This is a genomic window from Paraburkholderia caballeronis (assembly GCF_900104845.1).
GTDB classification, from domain to species: Bacteria; Pseudomonadota; Gammaproteobacteria; order Burkholderiales; family Burkholderiaceae; genus Paraburkholderia; species Paraburkholderia caballeronis.
The window spans coordinates 2,762,224-2,777,917 of record NZ_FNSR01000001.1; the positions used below are offsets into that span (position 1 = coordinate 2,762,224).

Here is a 15,694-nt window from a genome sequence, read left to right on the forward strand (position 1 = left end):
AAAGGTGTCATGCGGGCCGCCGCTTCTTGGCGGCATGTGGTTCAGCGCGGTTCGACGGTAATCCAGTACGGAGTCAGCGACGCGAGCCTGACCGGCAGCGTCCTGGTGAGCAGCACGAGGCTCGCGTCGGTGTCGTCGACCGGGAAGGCCCCGGACACGCGCAGGTCGGCCACGGCGGGATCGCAGCGCAGCACGCCGCTCCGGTAGCGGGCCAGTTCGCCGATCAGATCGGCGAGCCGCACGTGCCGCGCGACGAACATCCCCTGCTCCCACGACGACGCGGACGGATCGGCGGCTCGCACCGCGGATACGTCGGTCTCGCGGAAATCGGCTTCATCGCCGGCGCGAAGCAGTTGCCGATCGGACGACCGGGCCGGGCGGATCGCCACCGTGCCGTCGAAAACGGCTACGCGCGTCGCCTCGCCGTCGACGCGCACGGTGAAGCGCGTGCCGAGCGCCTGCGCAATACCTTGGGCGGTCTGGACGACGAAAGGCCGATAGCGCGCAGCGGACGGATCGTGTCCGGTCGTCACCAGGATCTCGCCGGCGACGAGCCGCAGCCGGCGCTCGCCGGCGCTGAACGCGACGTCCACGGCGGTCGCGGTGTTGAGCACGAGTTGCGTGCCGTCCGCCAGTTCGATCCGCTTGCGCTCCCCGGCCGCCGTCCGGCAATCGGCGGTCCATTCGGACCACGGCATCGCGCGCCACGCGAGCCAGGCCGACGGCGCGCCGATCAGCAGCGCGCCAAGCCCGCGGAGCACCTGCCGGCGCCGGCCGCGCAGTTGCCGAAGCGCATCGCCGCTGAACGGCGACGGCACCCGTGAGAACGTGGCGAGCACCTGGGTGGCGCGGCTCCATGCGTCCGCATGCGCGGGACTCCGGTTGCGCCAGCGCTCCAGTTCGGCGCGCTCGTCCGCCGTCAGTTCGCCCGACTGCATGCGGACCAGCCAGTCGGCCGCCTCGGCGACGACGTCGTCGGCGAGGCGGCGGGTCCGCGCACGCCGCGTCTGCGGATAAGCGCGATCAGCCATGACGGCGCGCGCCGGCCGCCGCGCTCACAGCGCGACGATGCAGGCCGCGAAACCAGCGCGCATGTGGCGCTTGACCGTCGCGAGCGAGATGCCGAGCCGGGCCGCGATCTCCGCGTAAGTCAGGCCGTCGAGCTGCGCGAGCAGAAACACCTCGCGCGTGGCGGCCCGCATGGTGTCGAGCATCGCGTCGATCCGGCACAGCGATTCGAGGATGAGCTGCCTGACTTCCGGCGACGGCACTTCCGGCTCGGGCAGATGCGCGATCGTCTCCAGATAGAGGCGCTCGACTTCCTGGCGTCGCCAGTGATCGACGACCAGCCCCTTCGCGATATGCGCGAGCAGCGCGCGCGGCTCGGTTCGCAGGTCCAGCGCGCGGCGCGACGCGATGATCCGGACGAACGTGTCGTGCGCGAGATCCGCCGCGTCGAACGCGTTGCCGACCCGCTTGCGCAACCAGCCCTGCAACCAGGGGTGATGGTCGTGGTAGAGGGCGTGCATCTCCTGCTGCACGGGAGGCTGGGCGGCGGTCATGGGGCAACCTTTCGGAACTCGGGACGCGCAAATAGGAATGATTTGCATTTATACCCGAACCGTCCAGGCTGCGCAACCGTTCGAACGGGCGGGGTCCGCGGTGGTCCCGCGGCCAGTTCGCGCCGCGCCAGCACGACATCGGACACTCCGCGATTCCGCCCGGTTTCACGATCGCCGGTCGATGCCGCCCGAAACCCCGGCCGCCGATCGCCCCTATCCGAACTCCCGTACCGTCTTCGAAATCGCCTTCGACAACTGCGCGATCTGCCGGAACTGCTCGATCAGATCGACCACCAGCTGGTAACTGACCACGTCCTTCCGGTCCGCCAGCCGCAGCCGGCCGAACACGCTCTGGCGCGCGGTCGCCGCCAGCGCCTGGATCTTCTCCTTCACCGGCGGCACGTCGGTCTCCAGCACGTCGTCCGCGTCGTCGCCGGGCTCGCCGATCACGCCGATCGCGCGTTCCAGCCGCAGCACCACCGCGTCGACGAAACGCGACGTCGCGTCGTCGCTCAACGGCGTGAAGCTGCCCGGCTCCGCGCTGCGCCGCTGGCTCACCGCCGCAAGATTCGTCCCGGTGATCCCGCTGATGCTCGCGAGAATGCTCGCGATCCGCGCGAAACCGACGATCCGCTCGCCCTCGACCGCCGAATGCTCGACCTGCGACAGCCGCCCGATGTACTGCAGGATCGCGGACGCGAGGCGGTCAGCGTCCTGCTTCCGGTCGAGCAGATGGCTGATGTCGTCGAGGTCGCCGTCCGCGAGCAGCCGCGCGCTGTCGCGCACGATGTCGAGCACCTGCTGCCCGAGCCGCGCGAGTTCCAGCCGGACCCGCTGCAACCCGAGCGACGGCACCGTCAGCGACGATTCGTCGAGATAAACCGGCTCGCCCGCCGGCTTCACCAGCGGTCCGCGGCGCGGCGCGATCAGTTGCGCGAGCTTCGCGATCGGCCCGGTGAACCAGATCAGCACCAGCGTGTTCACGACGCTGAAGATCGTGTGGGTGTTCGCGACCTGGCGCGGCGTCTCGGCCGCGAGCCGCGCGAGCCCCTGCAACTCTGGATGCGACGGCGACACGTAACGCGCGAGGTCGGCCATCTGCGGAATGAAGAACACCCAGAACAGCACGCCGACGACGTTGAACAGCAGATGCACGATGCCGACCTGCACGGCCTCCGCGGACTTGCCGATCGCCGCGAGCAGCGCGGTGCCGCAGGTGCCGACGTTCGCGCCGAGGATCAGCGCGATGCCGGCCTCCAGCGGCATCAGCCCCTGGCCGCCGAGCGCGATCACGATGGCGAGCGTCGCGGCCGAACTCTGCACGATCGCGGTGAAGATCGCGCCGACCACGATGCCGAGCACGGGGTTCTCCATGTCCTGCATCGCGTCGATGAACGGCTGATAGGTGCGCAGCGGCCGCATCGCGTCGCCCATGAACTGGATGCCGAGAAACAGCAGCCCGAGCCCCATCACCGCGCCGCCGATCTGCTTGACGAGCCTGCGCGACGAAAACGCGTGCAGCAGAAAGCCGGCCGCGAGCATGAACGGCGTGAGCTTCGACACATCGAACGCGATGATCTGCGCGGTCACCGTCGAACCGATGTTCGCGCCCATGATCATCGGCACCGACTGCGCGAGCGTCATCAGCCCCGCCGACACGAAACCGACCATCAGCACGGTCGTGATCGTCGACGAGTTCAGCAGCGCGGTCACGAGCGCGCCGGTCAGCACGCCGCGAAAGCGGTTCGCGGTCAGCATCCCGATCAGCGTCTGCAAGCGGTTGCCGGCGATCGCCTTCAGCCCGGCGGTCATGAACTCCAGGCCGAGCAGGAAGAGCGCCAGCCCGCCGAGCAGCAGGCCGAGCATCAGCACGAGGTCGAGCCGGTTCGACGCGAGTTCCGCAAGGTAGGGCGTCATCGCGGGTCTCCCTGCTTCGCCGCGCGGCCGGGTCTCATCGATCCCCCTGCGCCGTGTCTGCCGTGTCTGCCGCGTCCGCCGTATCCTTCGCGCCGCGCCAGCGCCGTATCACCCACTTCTCCGCCTCGACGACGAGGAAAAACACCGCGCCGCCCGCGAACAGCCACGGCCACACGCCGGCCGGCAGCGCGGCCGTGCCGAACAGTTCCTGCAACGGCGGCGCATACGTGAACAGCAACTGAAGCACGATCACCGCGCCGATCCCCATCAGCAGATAGCGGTTGCGCAGATGCGCGCCGATCGACAGCGACGACTCGATCCGGTAGCGCGTGTTCAGCAGATAGAAGATCTGCCCGATCGTCAGCGCGTTGACCGCGACGGTCCGCGCGAATTCGATCGGCACGCCCTGTCCGTAGGTCCAGAAGAACGCGGCGAGCGTCAGCGCAAGCAGACCCAGCCCGACGAAGATCACGCGCCAGATGCCGAAGCCGGTCAGGATCGGGCGGCCAGTCTTTGCCGGCGGGCGGCGCATCACGTCCGGCTCGTGCGGCTCGAACGAGATCACGAGGCCGAGCGTCACCGACGTCACCATGTTGACCCACAGCACCTGCGGCGTCGTGATCGGCATCGTGAAGCCGCCGAAGATCGCGGCCATGATGACGACGCCCTGCGCGACGTTCGTCGGCAGCATGAACAGGATCGCCTTCTCGATGTTGTTGTACACGGTCCGGCCTTCGCGCACGGCCGCGGTGATCGACGCGAAGTTGTCGTCCGCGAGCACCATCGCGGCGGCCTCGCGCGTGACCTCCGTGCCCTTGATCCCCATCGCGACGCCGATGTCCGCCTTCTTCAGCGCGGGCGCGTCGTTCACGCCGTCGCCGGTCATCGCGACGATCTGGTTGTTCGCCTGCATCGCCTTCACGAGCCGCAGCTTGTGCTCGGGGCTCGCGCGCGCGAACACGTCCACCTGCTTCACCGCGTCCTGCAACGCGGCCGTGTCCATCGCCTCGATCTCGACGCCGGTCAGCGCGGTCTTGCCGTCGCCGATGCCGATCATCCGCGCGACCGCCGCCGCGGTGATCCGGTGGTCGCCGGTAATCATCGTCACGCGGATGCCGCCCGCATGGCACTCCCTCACCGACTCGATCGCCTCCTTGCGCGGCGGATCGAGCAGGCCGATCAGCCCGAGCAGGACCAGCGTCGCCGGCAGGTCGGCCGGCGCCAGATTCGCCTTTCCCAGGCGGGGATCGTCGAGCCACGCGAGCGCCAGCACCCGCTCGCCCTGCGCCGCGAGACGGTCCGATGCCTGCTGGAAAAATGCGGCGTCGAGCGGCCGCGGACCGTCGCGCGTCTGCTGCCGGTCGCAGTGTTCGAGGATCACCTCGGGCGCGCCCTTCACGAGCAGACACGACGCGCCGTGCGCGTCCTCGTTCAGCGTCGCCATGAAGCGGTGCTCGGACTCGAACGGGATCACGTCGACGCGCCGGAACGCGGCTTCGAGCGCATCGCGCGCGACGCCGATCTTCGCCGCGAACGGATACAGCGCGCCTTCGGTCGGGTCGCCCTCGACCTTCCACACGCCGTCCTGCTGCCGCAGTTCCGCGTCGTTGCACAGCACCGACACGCGCGCCATCAGGTCGAGCACCGGGTCCGGCCCGGCCGGCTGGCCGTCGCGCAGCACGCGGCCTTCGGGCGCATACCCCGCGCCGTCGAACTCGTACGCGGCGTCGGCGGTCGCCGCCGACACGACCATCATCTCCATCAGCGTCAGCGTGCCGGTCTTGTCCGAGCAGATCCGCGACACCGAGCCGAGCGTCTCGACGGCCGGCAGACGCCGGATGATGGCGTTGCGCTGCGCCATCCGCTGCACGCCGATCGCGAGCGTGATCGTGATGATCGCGGGCAGCCCCTCCGGAATGATCGACACCGCGATGCCGACCACCGCCTGGAACAGTTGCACGAACGGCAGTTCCTCGATCCAGTGCCCATAGGCGAACACCAGCGCGCTGACCAAGAAGATCGCCACGGTGATCGCATAGCCGAACTTGCGGATCTGGCGCAGCAGCGGCGTTTCCAGCGCATCGACGTTCGCAAGCATCTGGTTGATGCGGCCGAGTTCGGTGTGGCTGCCGGTCGCGACGACCACGCCGGTCGCGCGGCCCGACACGATCAGCGTGCCGGAGTACGCCATGCCGTGGCGGTCGCCGACGGTCGCGTTTTCGGCGGCGGGCGCGACGGACTTGTCGGTCGGCACCGACTCGCCGGTCAGCGCTGCTTCTTCCGCCCGCAGGTTCTTCACGTCGACGAGCCGCAGGTCGGCCGGCACCTTGTCGCCCGATTCGAGCAGCACGATGTCGCCGGGGACGAGGTCTTCGGAAGGAATCATCCGCGTTTCGCCGCCGCGCAGCGTGCGCGCTTCCGCGGACAGCATGTTGCGGATCGAGTCCAGCGCCTTCTCGGCCTTGCCTTCCTGCACGAAACCGAGCAGCGCGTTGATGACGACGACGCCGAAGATCACCGACGCATCGACCCACAACCCGAGCATCAGCTTCACGAAACCCGCGCCGAGCAGCACGTACACGAGGATGTTGTGGAACTGGCCGAGGAACTTGCGCAGCAGGCTCTGCCGGCCCGCTTCCGGCAGCCGGTTCGGCCCGTGCTGCGCGCGGCGCGTCTCGACCTCCGCCGCGCTCAGGCCCGACGCGAGGTTCGCGTCCAGCCGCGTCAACGCTTCTTCCGCGGTCGCCGCATGCCAGGCCGACGAATCGGCCGCCTGAGCAGCCCCGTGAGCGGCCGCATGCCCTGCCGCATGACCCGCGCTAGTCGCCTCGTTCATCGCTCACTCCACAAGGGGTTGCGGACGCAATGCTGAAAACGATGCCTGCATTTTCCAGACCCGTCGATTGTAGAGGGCTTCCGGAAAACGGAGCCGATTGTAGCGCGGTATGCGGGACGGTACGGACGAAAGCGATCATCCCTGCGGCGCGCGAACACCGCGCCGCAGCGCCGCAGCGGCGATTGAACACGCGTGAAGCAACACTGCGGCGCATCGTTTCGCATTGGCAACGACCCGCGGCGACGCCTCGCACGTTAAGAACGCCGCGTCGACCGATGGGATACGATGCGCCATCGTCCGGTTTCCCCGCCCCGACTTCGTCGCCCAGACAACGAATTCGCGCAACCCGGCGACACGGTCGCCGACGCCGTACCGATGATGGAGGTTCGATCATGCAAAACAACAGAGCTTCGATCCGGAAACTGTGCGCCGCGACCTGCACGCTGGGCGCGTTCGGCGTGACCGAAAGCCGGGCCGCGCCCGCGTTCATCGACGGCGGCCAGGTGGTGACGGTGCCCGGCACGCAGACGTCGCCATGGGCCATCGGCGATCAGTTGTACGTCGGATATACGAGCGACGGAACGCTGCACATCGACAGCGGCGGTTCGGTCAGCGCGACCGACGCCATCGTGTCGAACGTCGCGAGCGCGGTCGGCACCGTCACCGTCACGGGTCCCAACGCGACGTTCACGACCAACTCGATCAGCGTCGGCGACGAGGGAGCCGGCAACCTGTCGATCGCCTCGGGCGGCACCGTGACCAACAGCACGGCCATCGTCGGCCGCGACGCCGCCTCGTCGGGCTCGATCACCCTCAGCGGCGCCGGGTCCACATGGCATAGCACCGCGGTATTCGGCGTCGCCGATGCGGGCGCCGGCTCGCTCGACATCGTCGACGGCGGCGCGCTCGTCAGCGCGGACAGCTACCTGAGCTTCCGGCCGACCGGCACCGGCACGATCACCGTGAGCGGAGCCGGCTCCTCGTGGGTCAACAGCGGCACGCTGTACGCCGGCTACGCGGGCAGCACATCCGTTTCGATCCTCGCCGGCGCGAAGCTGCAAAGCGCGACCACCTATCTCGGCAACCTCGCGGGCAGCGCCGGCACCTTGACCGTGTCGGGCGCGGGGTCCACGTTCGTCAACGGCGGCGCGCTGGTGGTCGGCAACGGCGGAACCGGCACGCTGAACGTGCTCGGCGCGGCGACGGTCACCAGCGCGTCCGGCGACATCGGGGCGACGGCGGGCGCGAGCGGCGCCGCGACCGTCAGCGGCACAGGCTCGACATGGACCACGACCGGCGAACTCGACGTCGGCGACGGCGGCAGCGGCTCGCTCGCGATTGCCGACGGCGCACAGGTGACCAGCGCGACCGCGAGCGTCGGCAAGCAGTCCGGCTCGACCGGCGCCATCACGGTCAGCGGCGCGGGCTCGACATGGACCACGACCGGCGAACTCGACGTCGGCGACGGCGGCAGCGGCTCGCTAGCGATGGCCGACGGCGCACAGGTAACCAGCGCGACCGCGAGCGTCGGCAAGCAGTCCGGCTCGACCGGCGCCGTCACGGTCAGCGGCGCAGGCTCGACATGGACCACGACCGGCGAACTCGACGTCGGCGACGGCGGCAGCGGCTCGCTCGCGATAGCCGACGGCGCACAGGCGACCAGTGCGACCGCGAGCGTCGGCAAGCAGTCCGGCTCGACCGGCGCCGTCACGGTCAGCGGCGCGGGCGCGAACTGGACCAGCACGTCGGGCCTCGTGGTCGGCAATGACGGCGCCGGCACGTTGAACATCGCGAGCGGCGCGACCGTCGTCGCGCCGGCCGGCCTCGTCGTCGCCGCGAACGCGGGCAGCGCCGGCACGCTGAACGTCACCGGCGGCGCGACGTTGCAGACGCAATCGCTGGCGGCCGGCGGCGGCGCAACGCACGTCGCTTTCGACGGCGCGACGCTGATCGCGACCGGCGCGAACGCGAGCTTCATCAGCGGGTTCACGTCGCCGCTCGTCATTTCATCCGGTGGACTAACGATCGACGACGGCGGCAACCCGATCGGCACCGACACGTCCGCGTTCGCCGGCAGCGGCGCGCTGACGAAAGCCGGCAGCGGCACGCTCGTGCTCGTCGGCGACAGCACGTACACCGGCGGCACCACGATCACGGCCGGCACGCTGCAACTCGGCAACGGCGGCGCGACCGGATCGATCGCCGGCGACGTGTCGAACGGCGGCACACTCGTGTTCGACCGCTCGAACGCGTACACGTACGACGGCGCGATCTCGGGCGCGGGCAACGTCGTGCAGAACGGCGGCGGCGTGACGACGCTGACCGGCGCGAGCACGTACACCGGCGCAACGACAATCGCGGCCGGCACGCTCGCGCTGGCCGGCGCAGGCAGCATCGCCGCGTCGAGCCGCGTGATCGCGGACGCGACGTTCGACATATCGGCCGCGGGCGCGACCGCGAACATCCGGAGCCTCGCGGGCGGCGGCACCGTGAACGTCGGCGCGCAGCACCTGAACCTGACGAACGCCGCCGACACGTTCGACGGCGCGCTGACCGGCACCGGCCAGTTCTCGCTCGCGGCCGGCACCGAGTTCCTCGCCGGCGACAGCGGCGCGTTCGCCGGCCGCACGACGGTCGACGGCGGCACGCTCGGCGTGACCGGCACGCTGGGCGGCACGCTCGACGTGAACAGCGGCGGCAGCCTGATCGGCACCGGCAGCGTCGGCGCGACGACGATCCACGCGGGCGGCGCGGTGTCGCCGGGCGTCGCTTCGCTCGGCACCCTCCGCGTGAACGGCGACCTGGCGTTCGAACCCGGCTCGACCTACTTCGACCTGAACATCACGCCGGCGCTGCAAAGCGACCTGATCGCGGTGACCGGCGGCGCCGCGCTGCACGGCGCGAGCGTCGTCGTGAACCAGGGCAGCGGCATCTATCTGCCCGGCAGCGAATGGCGCGTGCTGACGGCGGCCAACGGCGTCAGCGGCACGTTCGGCTCGCTGGCGCAGGGGTATCCGTACATCGACCTCGGCTTTCGCTACGACGCGAACAACGCGTATCTGGTTGCGATCCGCAACCAGCAGCCGCTGTGCCAGCCGGGCATGACGGCCAACGAATGCTCGACCGCGCGCGGCGTCGAAAGTCTCGGCGAGGATGCGACGCTCGCGCGCGAGGTCGCGTCGCAGCAAAGCCTTGCGGACGCGCGGCGCGCGTTCCAGTTGCTGTCCGGCCAGGTCTACGCGTCGACCCGCAGCGTGCTGATCGAGGACAGCCACTTCGCGCGCGACGCGATCCTCGACCGGCTGCGCACCGCGTCCGGCCCCGAACGGCCCGCCAGCGCGCCACCGGCCGAACTCGATCCCGGCCTGTGGATCCAGCCGTTCGGCTCGTGGAGCACGCTCGGCCGCACGTCGGACCGCAACGCGGCCACGTTCGACCGCAGCGTCGGCGGTTTCTTCGCCGGCGCCGACGACGAACTGAACAGCCACTGGCGCGTCGGCGGCCTGTTCGGCTACAGCCGCACGTCGTTCGACGCGGACGACGTGCAGTCGTCCGGACACAGCGACGACTATCACATCGGCGCGTACGTCGGCTCGCAGTGGGGCGCGCTCGCGATCAGGAGCGGCGTGTCGTGGACGTGGCACGACGTATCGACGTCGCGTTCGGTGGTGTTCCCCGGCGTCGCCGATGCGCCGTCCGCCGGTTATCACGCGAACACCTTGCAGATTTTCAGCGAGGTCGCGTATCAGATGCAGATGAACGCGCTGCGGTTCGAGCCGTTCGCGAATCTCGCGTATGTCCGGCTGCATACGGATTCGTTCGCGGAGAACGGCGACGTCGCGGCGCTATCGGGCGCGGCCAGCACCGACGACGTCGGTTATTCGACGCTCGGCCTGCGGGCGTCGCTGCCGGTCGCGCTCGCGCCGAAGCTCGCATTGAGCGTGAGCGGCTCGGCCGGCTGGCGTCACGCGTTCGGCAACGCGACGCCGGCGACGACGATGGCGTTCGCGGGCAGTTCGCCGTTCACGGTGACGGGCGTGCCGATCGCGCGCGATGCGGCGGTCGTCACGGTCGGCATCGACAGCGCGCCGAACCAGAAGCTGAACGTGGGGATCGCGTACTCGGGGCAATACGGCGGACGCCTGCGCGACAGCGGCGTCAACGCGTATGCGAGCTGGAAGTTCTGAGTCCGCGTGAGGAGGGGCCGGCGAGGGTCCGGCGAGAAGCCCGCCGCACGCGAGGGCCGGCGCGCCGCCGCTTCGTCGAAGCGGCGACGTCCAGGGTCCGTCGTGACGCGAGCCGCGAGCCGCGAGTAGCCGGCCGCGCGCCGCGCATCGCTGATGGCGCGGCCCGCACGCCGAAGCAGCCTGCCGCGCAGGCGTTACACGCCCGGCGTGGTCTCCGGCGGCGCCGCGAGCGACGACGACAGCACCTTGATCGCTTCCCAGTGCGGATGCAGCAGCCGCAGCACGGACAGCACCGCGCGGTCCGTGTGCTCGTCCACGGTCACGAGGTCGCTCCCCGTCTGGACGGTTTTCCTTCCGTGCTGGCAATACTGATACTCGACGTGAACCGTCAACGACATGAACTACCTCCCCTTTGACGCTGACGTCCATCGTCGTGCAACCGCGAACGGCAAGCTCCGCCGTCCGCAGCGCCGACGCGAATGCGACAGCAGAAATATTCCGGTGTTGTCATCTTCGGGCGCGCGCCGCCACGCCGGCCACGCGCCTGCTTCCTTCACTGCCCGTCCCCGCGCCGCCGCGCGCGCTCACACATCGAGACGGCCCTGCGGACTGCGGCGGAACGTGAACTGCACCGCAACGGCCTTGCGGCCTTCCTTCACCGGCTGCCACGCGATCTGCCAGCCGTCCTTTTCGGTCAGTTCCTTCACGGCCGGCTCGATCACCTCGCGGCGCAGCCGCGCGAAGCTCGTCGCATAAACCGGCTTCACGCCCATCGCGTCGACGAACTCGTCGATCGTCATCTCGCGCGAGCCCACTTCCAGCAACGGCAGGAAGACTTCGAGCAGACTCCACGAGTGGATCGAGCGCAGGCCGGCCGCCTGCTTCAGCAGATACGCCGAGTAGTCGCCCTTCAGCGCGACCATGTACAGCGTCGCCTCGTGCGAGAAGCGCAGTTCCACCCACGCGTCGCGGTCGTGCAGCGTGATGCCGCTCGCCCAGTGGTCGAGATGCACGCGCACGCCGCGCCGGGTCTGCTCCTCGCGCCGCACGACGCGCACCAGCAGCGACTGCGCGACCGTCTTCAACTGCTGATACGCATCGGCCGGATCGAGGCCGAACGTGTCGGCGTACTCGGCCGCCGTCAGCTTGATCCGGCTGCGCCCCTGCTCGGAGCGCACCGAGCCGAGCTTCGCCATGCACGCGGCGACGATGCGCTCTTCCGCTTCCGTCTTCAAGCCATGGAACGCGCCGAGCAGATCGTTCAGCAGCAGCGCGTGTTCTTCCGTCAGGGCGGACGCCTCGGTCAGCGCCGTCGCTTTCGTCAACACCAGCCCCCCTTGTGCGGACGGCTGCCCGTTGGTGGATCGTTTGCGCGGCGGACGTCGAAACGGCCCGCCGCGTGCGCCGCGCGCCCCCGGACCTCGTCGCCGACCGGCCATGCGACTGCCGTCGCCCGCCGGACACCCCGCCACTGCATCTCGCTTTCAGCCGTACCCGTCATTCGGTCTGCATTCCCGTCGAACGTTGCCCGATTCCCCGCCCAGCCGGCGCGCATCGCGCGGTGACGCGCAGCAACGGGACATCGGGACCGTGTTGCACAGAGACAAAGTGGTCACGGATGCAATATCGGCACGCGCGCGCCGATCTTGAGGGTAAGCCCGCAATACCGATTCGACGCATGCACGAACCCGCAAAAGACGCCAGAATGCGCACATCGGTAAAAATGGCATCGGTGCCCGCACACAGGAATGAGGAACCCCTACCTGACACTCGGCGTCGCACGGAACGCGTCCCGTCGCGAGATCGTCGCCGCGTACCGGCGGCTCGCGATGAAATGGCATCCGGACCGCAACCCCGGCAACGAACGCGAGGCCGCGCGCCAGTTCAGAAAGATTCGCAGCGCATACGACGCGCTGTCGCGCGCGCAGCGCGACGGGGCGCACGACGAACCCCGCGGCGAAACCCACGACGGCGCGCGCGGCGGAATGCACGACGACCCGCACGACGAAGCGCGCGCCAGGCCGCCGCACACGCCTGCCCCCGACGTCGCCGATCCCGACGCGTATGTCCATCGCGCGTCGCCGGCCGCGCCGTTCGCGTCGCCGGCCTCGTCCGCGATCCGGCCGACCAACGTGCCCGGCGTGGACCTGCGGCGCGTGCTGTGCGTGCCGCTCGAAGTCGCGCTCGGCGGCGGCGAGGTGGCCGCGAGCTTTCGCGTGACGGAGCCGTGCGAGGTCTGCAAGGGCGCCGGCACGCAGGTGATCGAGCAGCGCTGCGATACGTGCGGCAACAGCGGCGAACTGGACGACGACACCTGCCACGCGTGCGACGGCAACGGCACGACCGGCCACGTCTGCGCGTGCACCGCGTGCCGCAGCGCCGGCAAGCGCGACTACAGCCGGCGCGTGGTCGTGGCGGTGCCGCCCGCCGCATGGGACGGGCAGACGCTCGTCGTGAAGGGAGAAGGCGCGCTCGGCTGGAGCGGCGGCCCGCGCGGCGACGCGGTGTTCAGCGTCCGCATCGTGTGTCCGCCCGAATGGATGCGGCTCGGGCCGAACCTGATGGGCGACCTGCCGGTCGACTACGCGACGGCCGCGCTCGGCGGCGCGTGCGACGTCGAGGTGCTCGGCCGCCGGATCGCCGTCGAGATTCCGCGCAACTGTCCGCCCGGCAAATGGCTGAGCCTCGAAGGCGAGGCGCTCGGCGGTCCGTCCGGGCAGCGCGGCTGCCTGTATCTGCGCGTGACGTTCTCGCTGCCGCAATACGGATGACACGAACGACGCGGCCGCACGACGTCGTCGTGCGGCCGCGTTCCGGATGTGTTGCAGGTGCGAGCCAGATGCGTTACCTGCCGCGCCTGGCCGTGCGAAAACGAGCGGCGGCGTTCAGGTGATGTACGCGTCTTCCTGCTTCTTGCCGATCACGATCTGGCCGCTCTCCGCGAGCTTGCGGACGACCTGGATCACCGCGCGCTGCTTCTCCTCCACTTCGGACACGCGCACCGGCCCGCGCGAATCGAGGTCTTCGCTGAACAGCTCGGCGGCCCGCTTCGACATGTTCGACAGGAATTTCTGCCGCAGGTCCGCATCGGCGCCCTTCACCGCGATGATCATCGTTTCCGCGTCGACTTCCTTCAGCAGCAACTGGATCGACGTGTTGTCCAGATCGAGCAGGTTGTCGAACGTGAACATCTTGTCGATGATCTGCTGCGCCAGTTCCGGGTCGTACTCGCGGACGTTTTCGAGCGCGCTCTGCTCGTACGGCGTCTGCATGAAGTTGATGATCTCGGCCGCCGCGCCCGCGCCGCCCATCGGGCTGCGCTTGATGTTCTCGCCGCCGGACAGCAGGTTCTTCAGCACGTCGTCGAGTTCGCGCAGCGCAATCGGCTGGATGCCGTCGAGCGTCGCGATCCGCAGCAGCACGTCGTTGCGCAGCCGCTCCGGGAAACTCGACACGACCTCGCACGCCTGATCCGGGTCCAGGTGGACCATGATCGTCGCGATGATCTGCGGGTGCTCCTTCTTGACCAGTTCGCCGACCGACTCGGCGTCCATCCACTTGAGGCCTTCGATGCCCGACGTGTCGTTGCCGCCGAGGATCCGCTCCAGCACCTGGCCGCCCTTGTCCTCGCCGAGCGCCGAGATCAGCACCGAGCGCAGGTAGTCGCCCGAATCGAGCGCGAGGCCCGTCTGCAACTCGGCCTCGTGCATGAACATGTCGAGCGTTTCGCTGACCTGCTCGCGCGTGACGTTTTTCATCCCGGCCATCGCCGCGCCGATCTTCTGCACTTCGCGCGGCCCCAGGAACTTGAATATTTCGACGGCCTCCTGCTGGCCGAGCGCCATCAGCAAGACGGCGCTTCTCTTGATGCCTTCAACGCTCATTGGACACCCGGTTCCTGATAACGATTGCGACCCACTCCGGACGGAGACCTGCGGGCCGCGGCGGACGCGGAACGCCGCGCCGTGCCACGGCTGGTCGGCGCGCGGCGCGCGCCGGCAGGCCGCGACGCAAAATCGCGCACGGCCGCACTGTGCCGATCATAGGGCAACGCGCGCTGATCCAAACGCGGTAATAGAGTACAAATGGCCCCTCAAATCGGGGCGATGGCGCCAGCCGGCGCTCCCGGCGCGGGACGCGCGGCGGTTGGGCGGAACGGGCGGAATTGCGGCGGCGGCAAGCCGTTGGACCGGCGCTTCAGGCTGGCGCGAACGAAACCCGGCGGCCGCCCAGGACCGGCGGCCTCATCGTCGGCCAAAACGGCCGACGGCCCGCTCGCCCGATCGCGCCGCAGGCGATTTACCCATCAAGCCGGCGCGTTTTTTTCCGATATATAGCGGGATAATCCTCATCCGCGCACAACCGTGCCCGGGCGCTCGCGCCGGCCGGATTTGCGCACCACGAATCCCGGCAGACGTTGCAGGAGCGTGACGACGAGTACGGCGATCGCCGGCAATGCCAGTATCAAAACCGTCCCAGCCAGAAGCTTGAGCGCCACGATGATCCATTGCATGTTCCTGTCGTCCTTCTCGCCATTCCCGCATCCGTCCCGTTCGGTCGAACGGACGTCCCCCGGCAGCCCTCGCATCATTGCCCGAACGGCGAGCGCGTGTCCATCGCCGCTGGCGGCCCGCATCGGCCTGACCGCGACGACGCGCCGGCCGCCGGCAAACGCCCCGCGATGAATCACGCGCGCGGTGACGCCGCTGCGCGCGCGGCGGCGGACGACTACGTGACCAGGCCGTTCTCGCTGCGCGAGGCGCGAGCGCGGATGCGCGCGGTGATGCGTCGCGCGGGCCTGTCCGCGGGCGCATCCCCGCAGGCACCGGTGACGCGCGGCAAGCATCCGCGTGCGCACCGCTTCGCCGGCTGGACGCTCAATCTCAATTCGCGCCGCCCGACGTCGCCGGACGATCAAGCCATCGTGCCGACCCATGCCGGGTTCGACCTGCCGGTCGTGCGCCTGAGCACGCCGGTCCGCATCCTGTCTCGCGAGCCGCTTCGGAAAAACACCCGCGCGCTCGACGACATCGACGGCCGCGCCATCGGCGTGCAGATCCCGCGACTGCGCCGCAAGCCCGAAGCGGACCCAGCCGGGCCGACCCTGCTGCGCGCCGGGCGCGGCGCAGGCGACTTTCCCGACGCCGACATCGAGCCGCTCTGGAACTGAGCGCCCCATCGCCAACCGACCA

At 69.6% G+C, this 15,694-nt stretch carries 10 protein-coding genes; 3 read left to right on the forward strand and 7 right to left on the reverse strand.

Features of this window, described 5'->3' with window-relative positions:
- Window positions 1-41: 41 nt before the first annotated feature.
- From BLV92_RS12340 to BLV92_RS12355, 4 genes are all read right to left on the reverse strand, one after another.
- Window positions 42-1,031, reverse strand: coding sequence for a FecR domain-containing protein (locus BLV92_RS12340; RefSeq protein WP_090545271.1), 990 nt, complete (start codon window positions 1,029-1,031; stop codon window positions 42-44).
- Between the two features lie 24 nt (window positions 1,032-1,055).
- Complete coding sequence (locus tag BLV92_RS12345; RefSeq protein ID WP_090545272.1) at window positions 1,056-1,562, reverse strand: sigma-70 family RNA polymerase sigma factor; 507 nt, start codon at window positions 1,560-1,562, stop codon at window positions 1,056-1,058.
- 213 nt (window positions 1,563-1,775) lie between these two features.
- The gene (locus BLV92_RS12350) at window positions 1,776-3,479 is read right to left on the reverse strand and encodes a Na/Pi cotransporter family protein (RefSeq protein WP_090545274.1); all 1,704 of its coding nucleotides are present in this window, start codon (window positions 3,477-3,479) and stop codon (window positions 1,776-1,778) included.
- Between the two features lie 34 nt (window positions 3,480-3,513).
- On the reverse strand, window positions 3,514-6,315 hold the full coding sequence (locus tag BLV92_RS12355) for an HAD-IC family P-type ATPase (RefSeq protein WP_090545276.1): 2,802 nt from the start codon (window positions 6,313-6,315) through the stop codon (window positions 3,514-3,516).
- Between the two features lie 392 nt (window positions 6,316-6,707).
- Here BLV92_RS12355 and BLV92_RS12360 point away from each other — a divergent pair, with 392 nt between their 5' ends.
- Window positions 6,708-10,502, forward strand: coding sequence for an autotransporter domain-containing protein (locus tag BLV92_RS12360; protein ID WP_167627039.1), 3,795 nt, complete (start codon window positions 6,708-6,710; stop codon window positions 10,500-10,502).
- A gap of 194 nt (window positions 10,503-10,696) precedes the next feature.
- Here the strand turns inward: BLV92_RS12360 and BLV92_RS12365 are convergent, their stop codons facing one another.
- Window positions 10,697-10,900 carry a hypothetical protein gene (locus BLV92_RS12365; protein ID WP_090545280.1) on the reverse strand — a complete coding sequence of 68 codons (204 nt, stop codon included), beginning with the start codon at window positions 10,898-10,900 and terminating at the stop codon, window positions 10,697-10,699.
- 186 nt (window positions 10,901-11,086) lie between these two features.
- Window positions 11,087-11,827, reverse strand: coding sequence for a replication initiation protein (locus BLV92_RS12370; protein ID WP_166676673.1), 741 nt, complete (start codon window positions 11,825-11,827; stop codon window positions 11,087-11,089).
- 423 nt (window positions 11,828-12,250) lie between these two features.
- On the opposite strand from BLV92_RS12370, the gene BLV92_RS12375 reads away from it, so the two are divergent.
- On the forward strand, window positions 12,251-13,273 hold the full coding sequence (locus BLV92_RS12375; protein WP_090545284.1) for a DnaJ C-terminal domain-containing protein: 1,023 nt from the start codon (window positions 12,251-12,253) through the stop codon (window positions 13,271-13,273).
- A gap of 114 nt (window positions 13,274-13,387) precedes the next feature.
- Here BLV92_RS12375 and fliG read toward each other — a convergent pair whose 3' ends face one another.
- Complete coding sequence (gene fliG, locus BLV92_RS12380; protein ID WP_090545286.1) at window positions 13,388-14,386, reverse strand: flagellar motor switch protein FliG; 999 nt, start codon at window positions 14,384-14,386, stop codon at window positions 13,388-13,390.
- Between the two features lie 533 nt (window positions 14,387-14,919).
- On the opposite strand from fliG, the gene BLV92_RS12390 reads away from it, so the two are divergent.
- Window positions 14,920-15,672, forward strand: coding sequence for a hypothetical protein (locus tag BLV92_RS12390; protein ID WP_143040680.1), 753 nt, complete (start codon window positions 14,920-14,922; stop codon window positions 15,670-15,672).
- The last annotated feature ends 22 nt before the right edge of the window (window positions 15,673-15,694 follow it).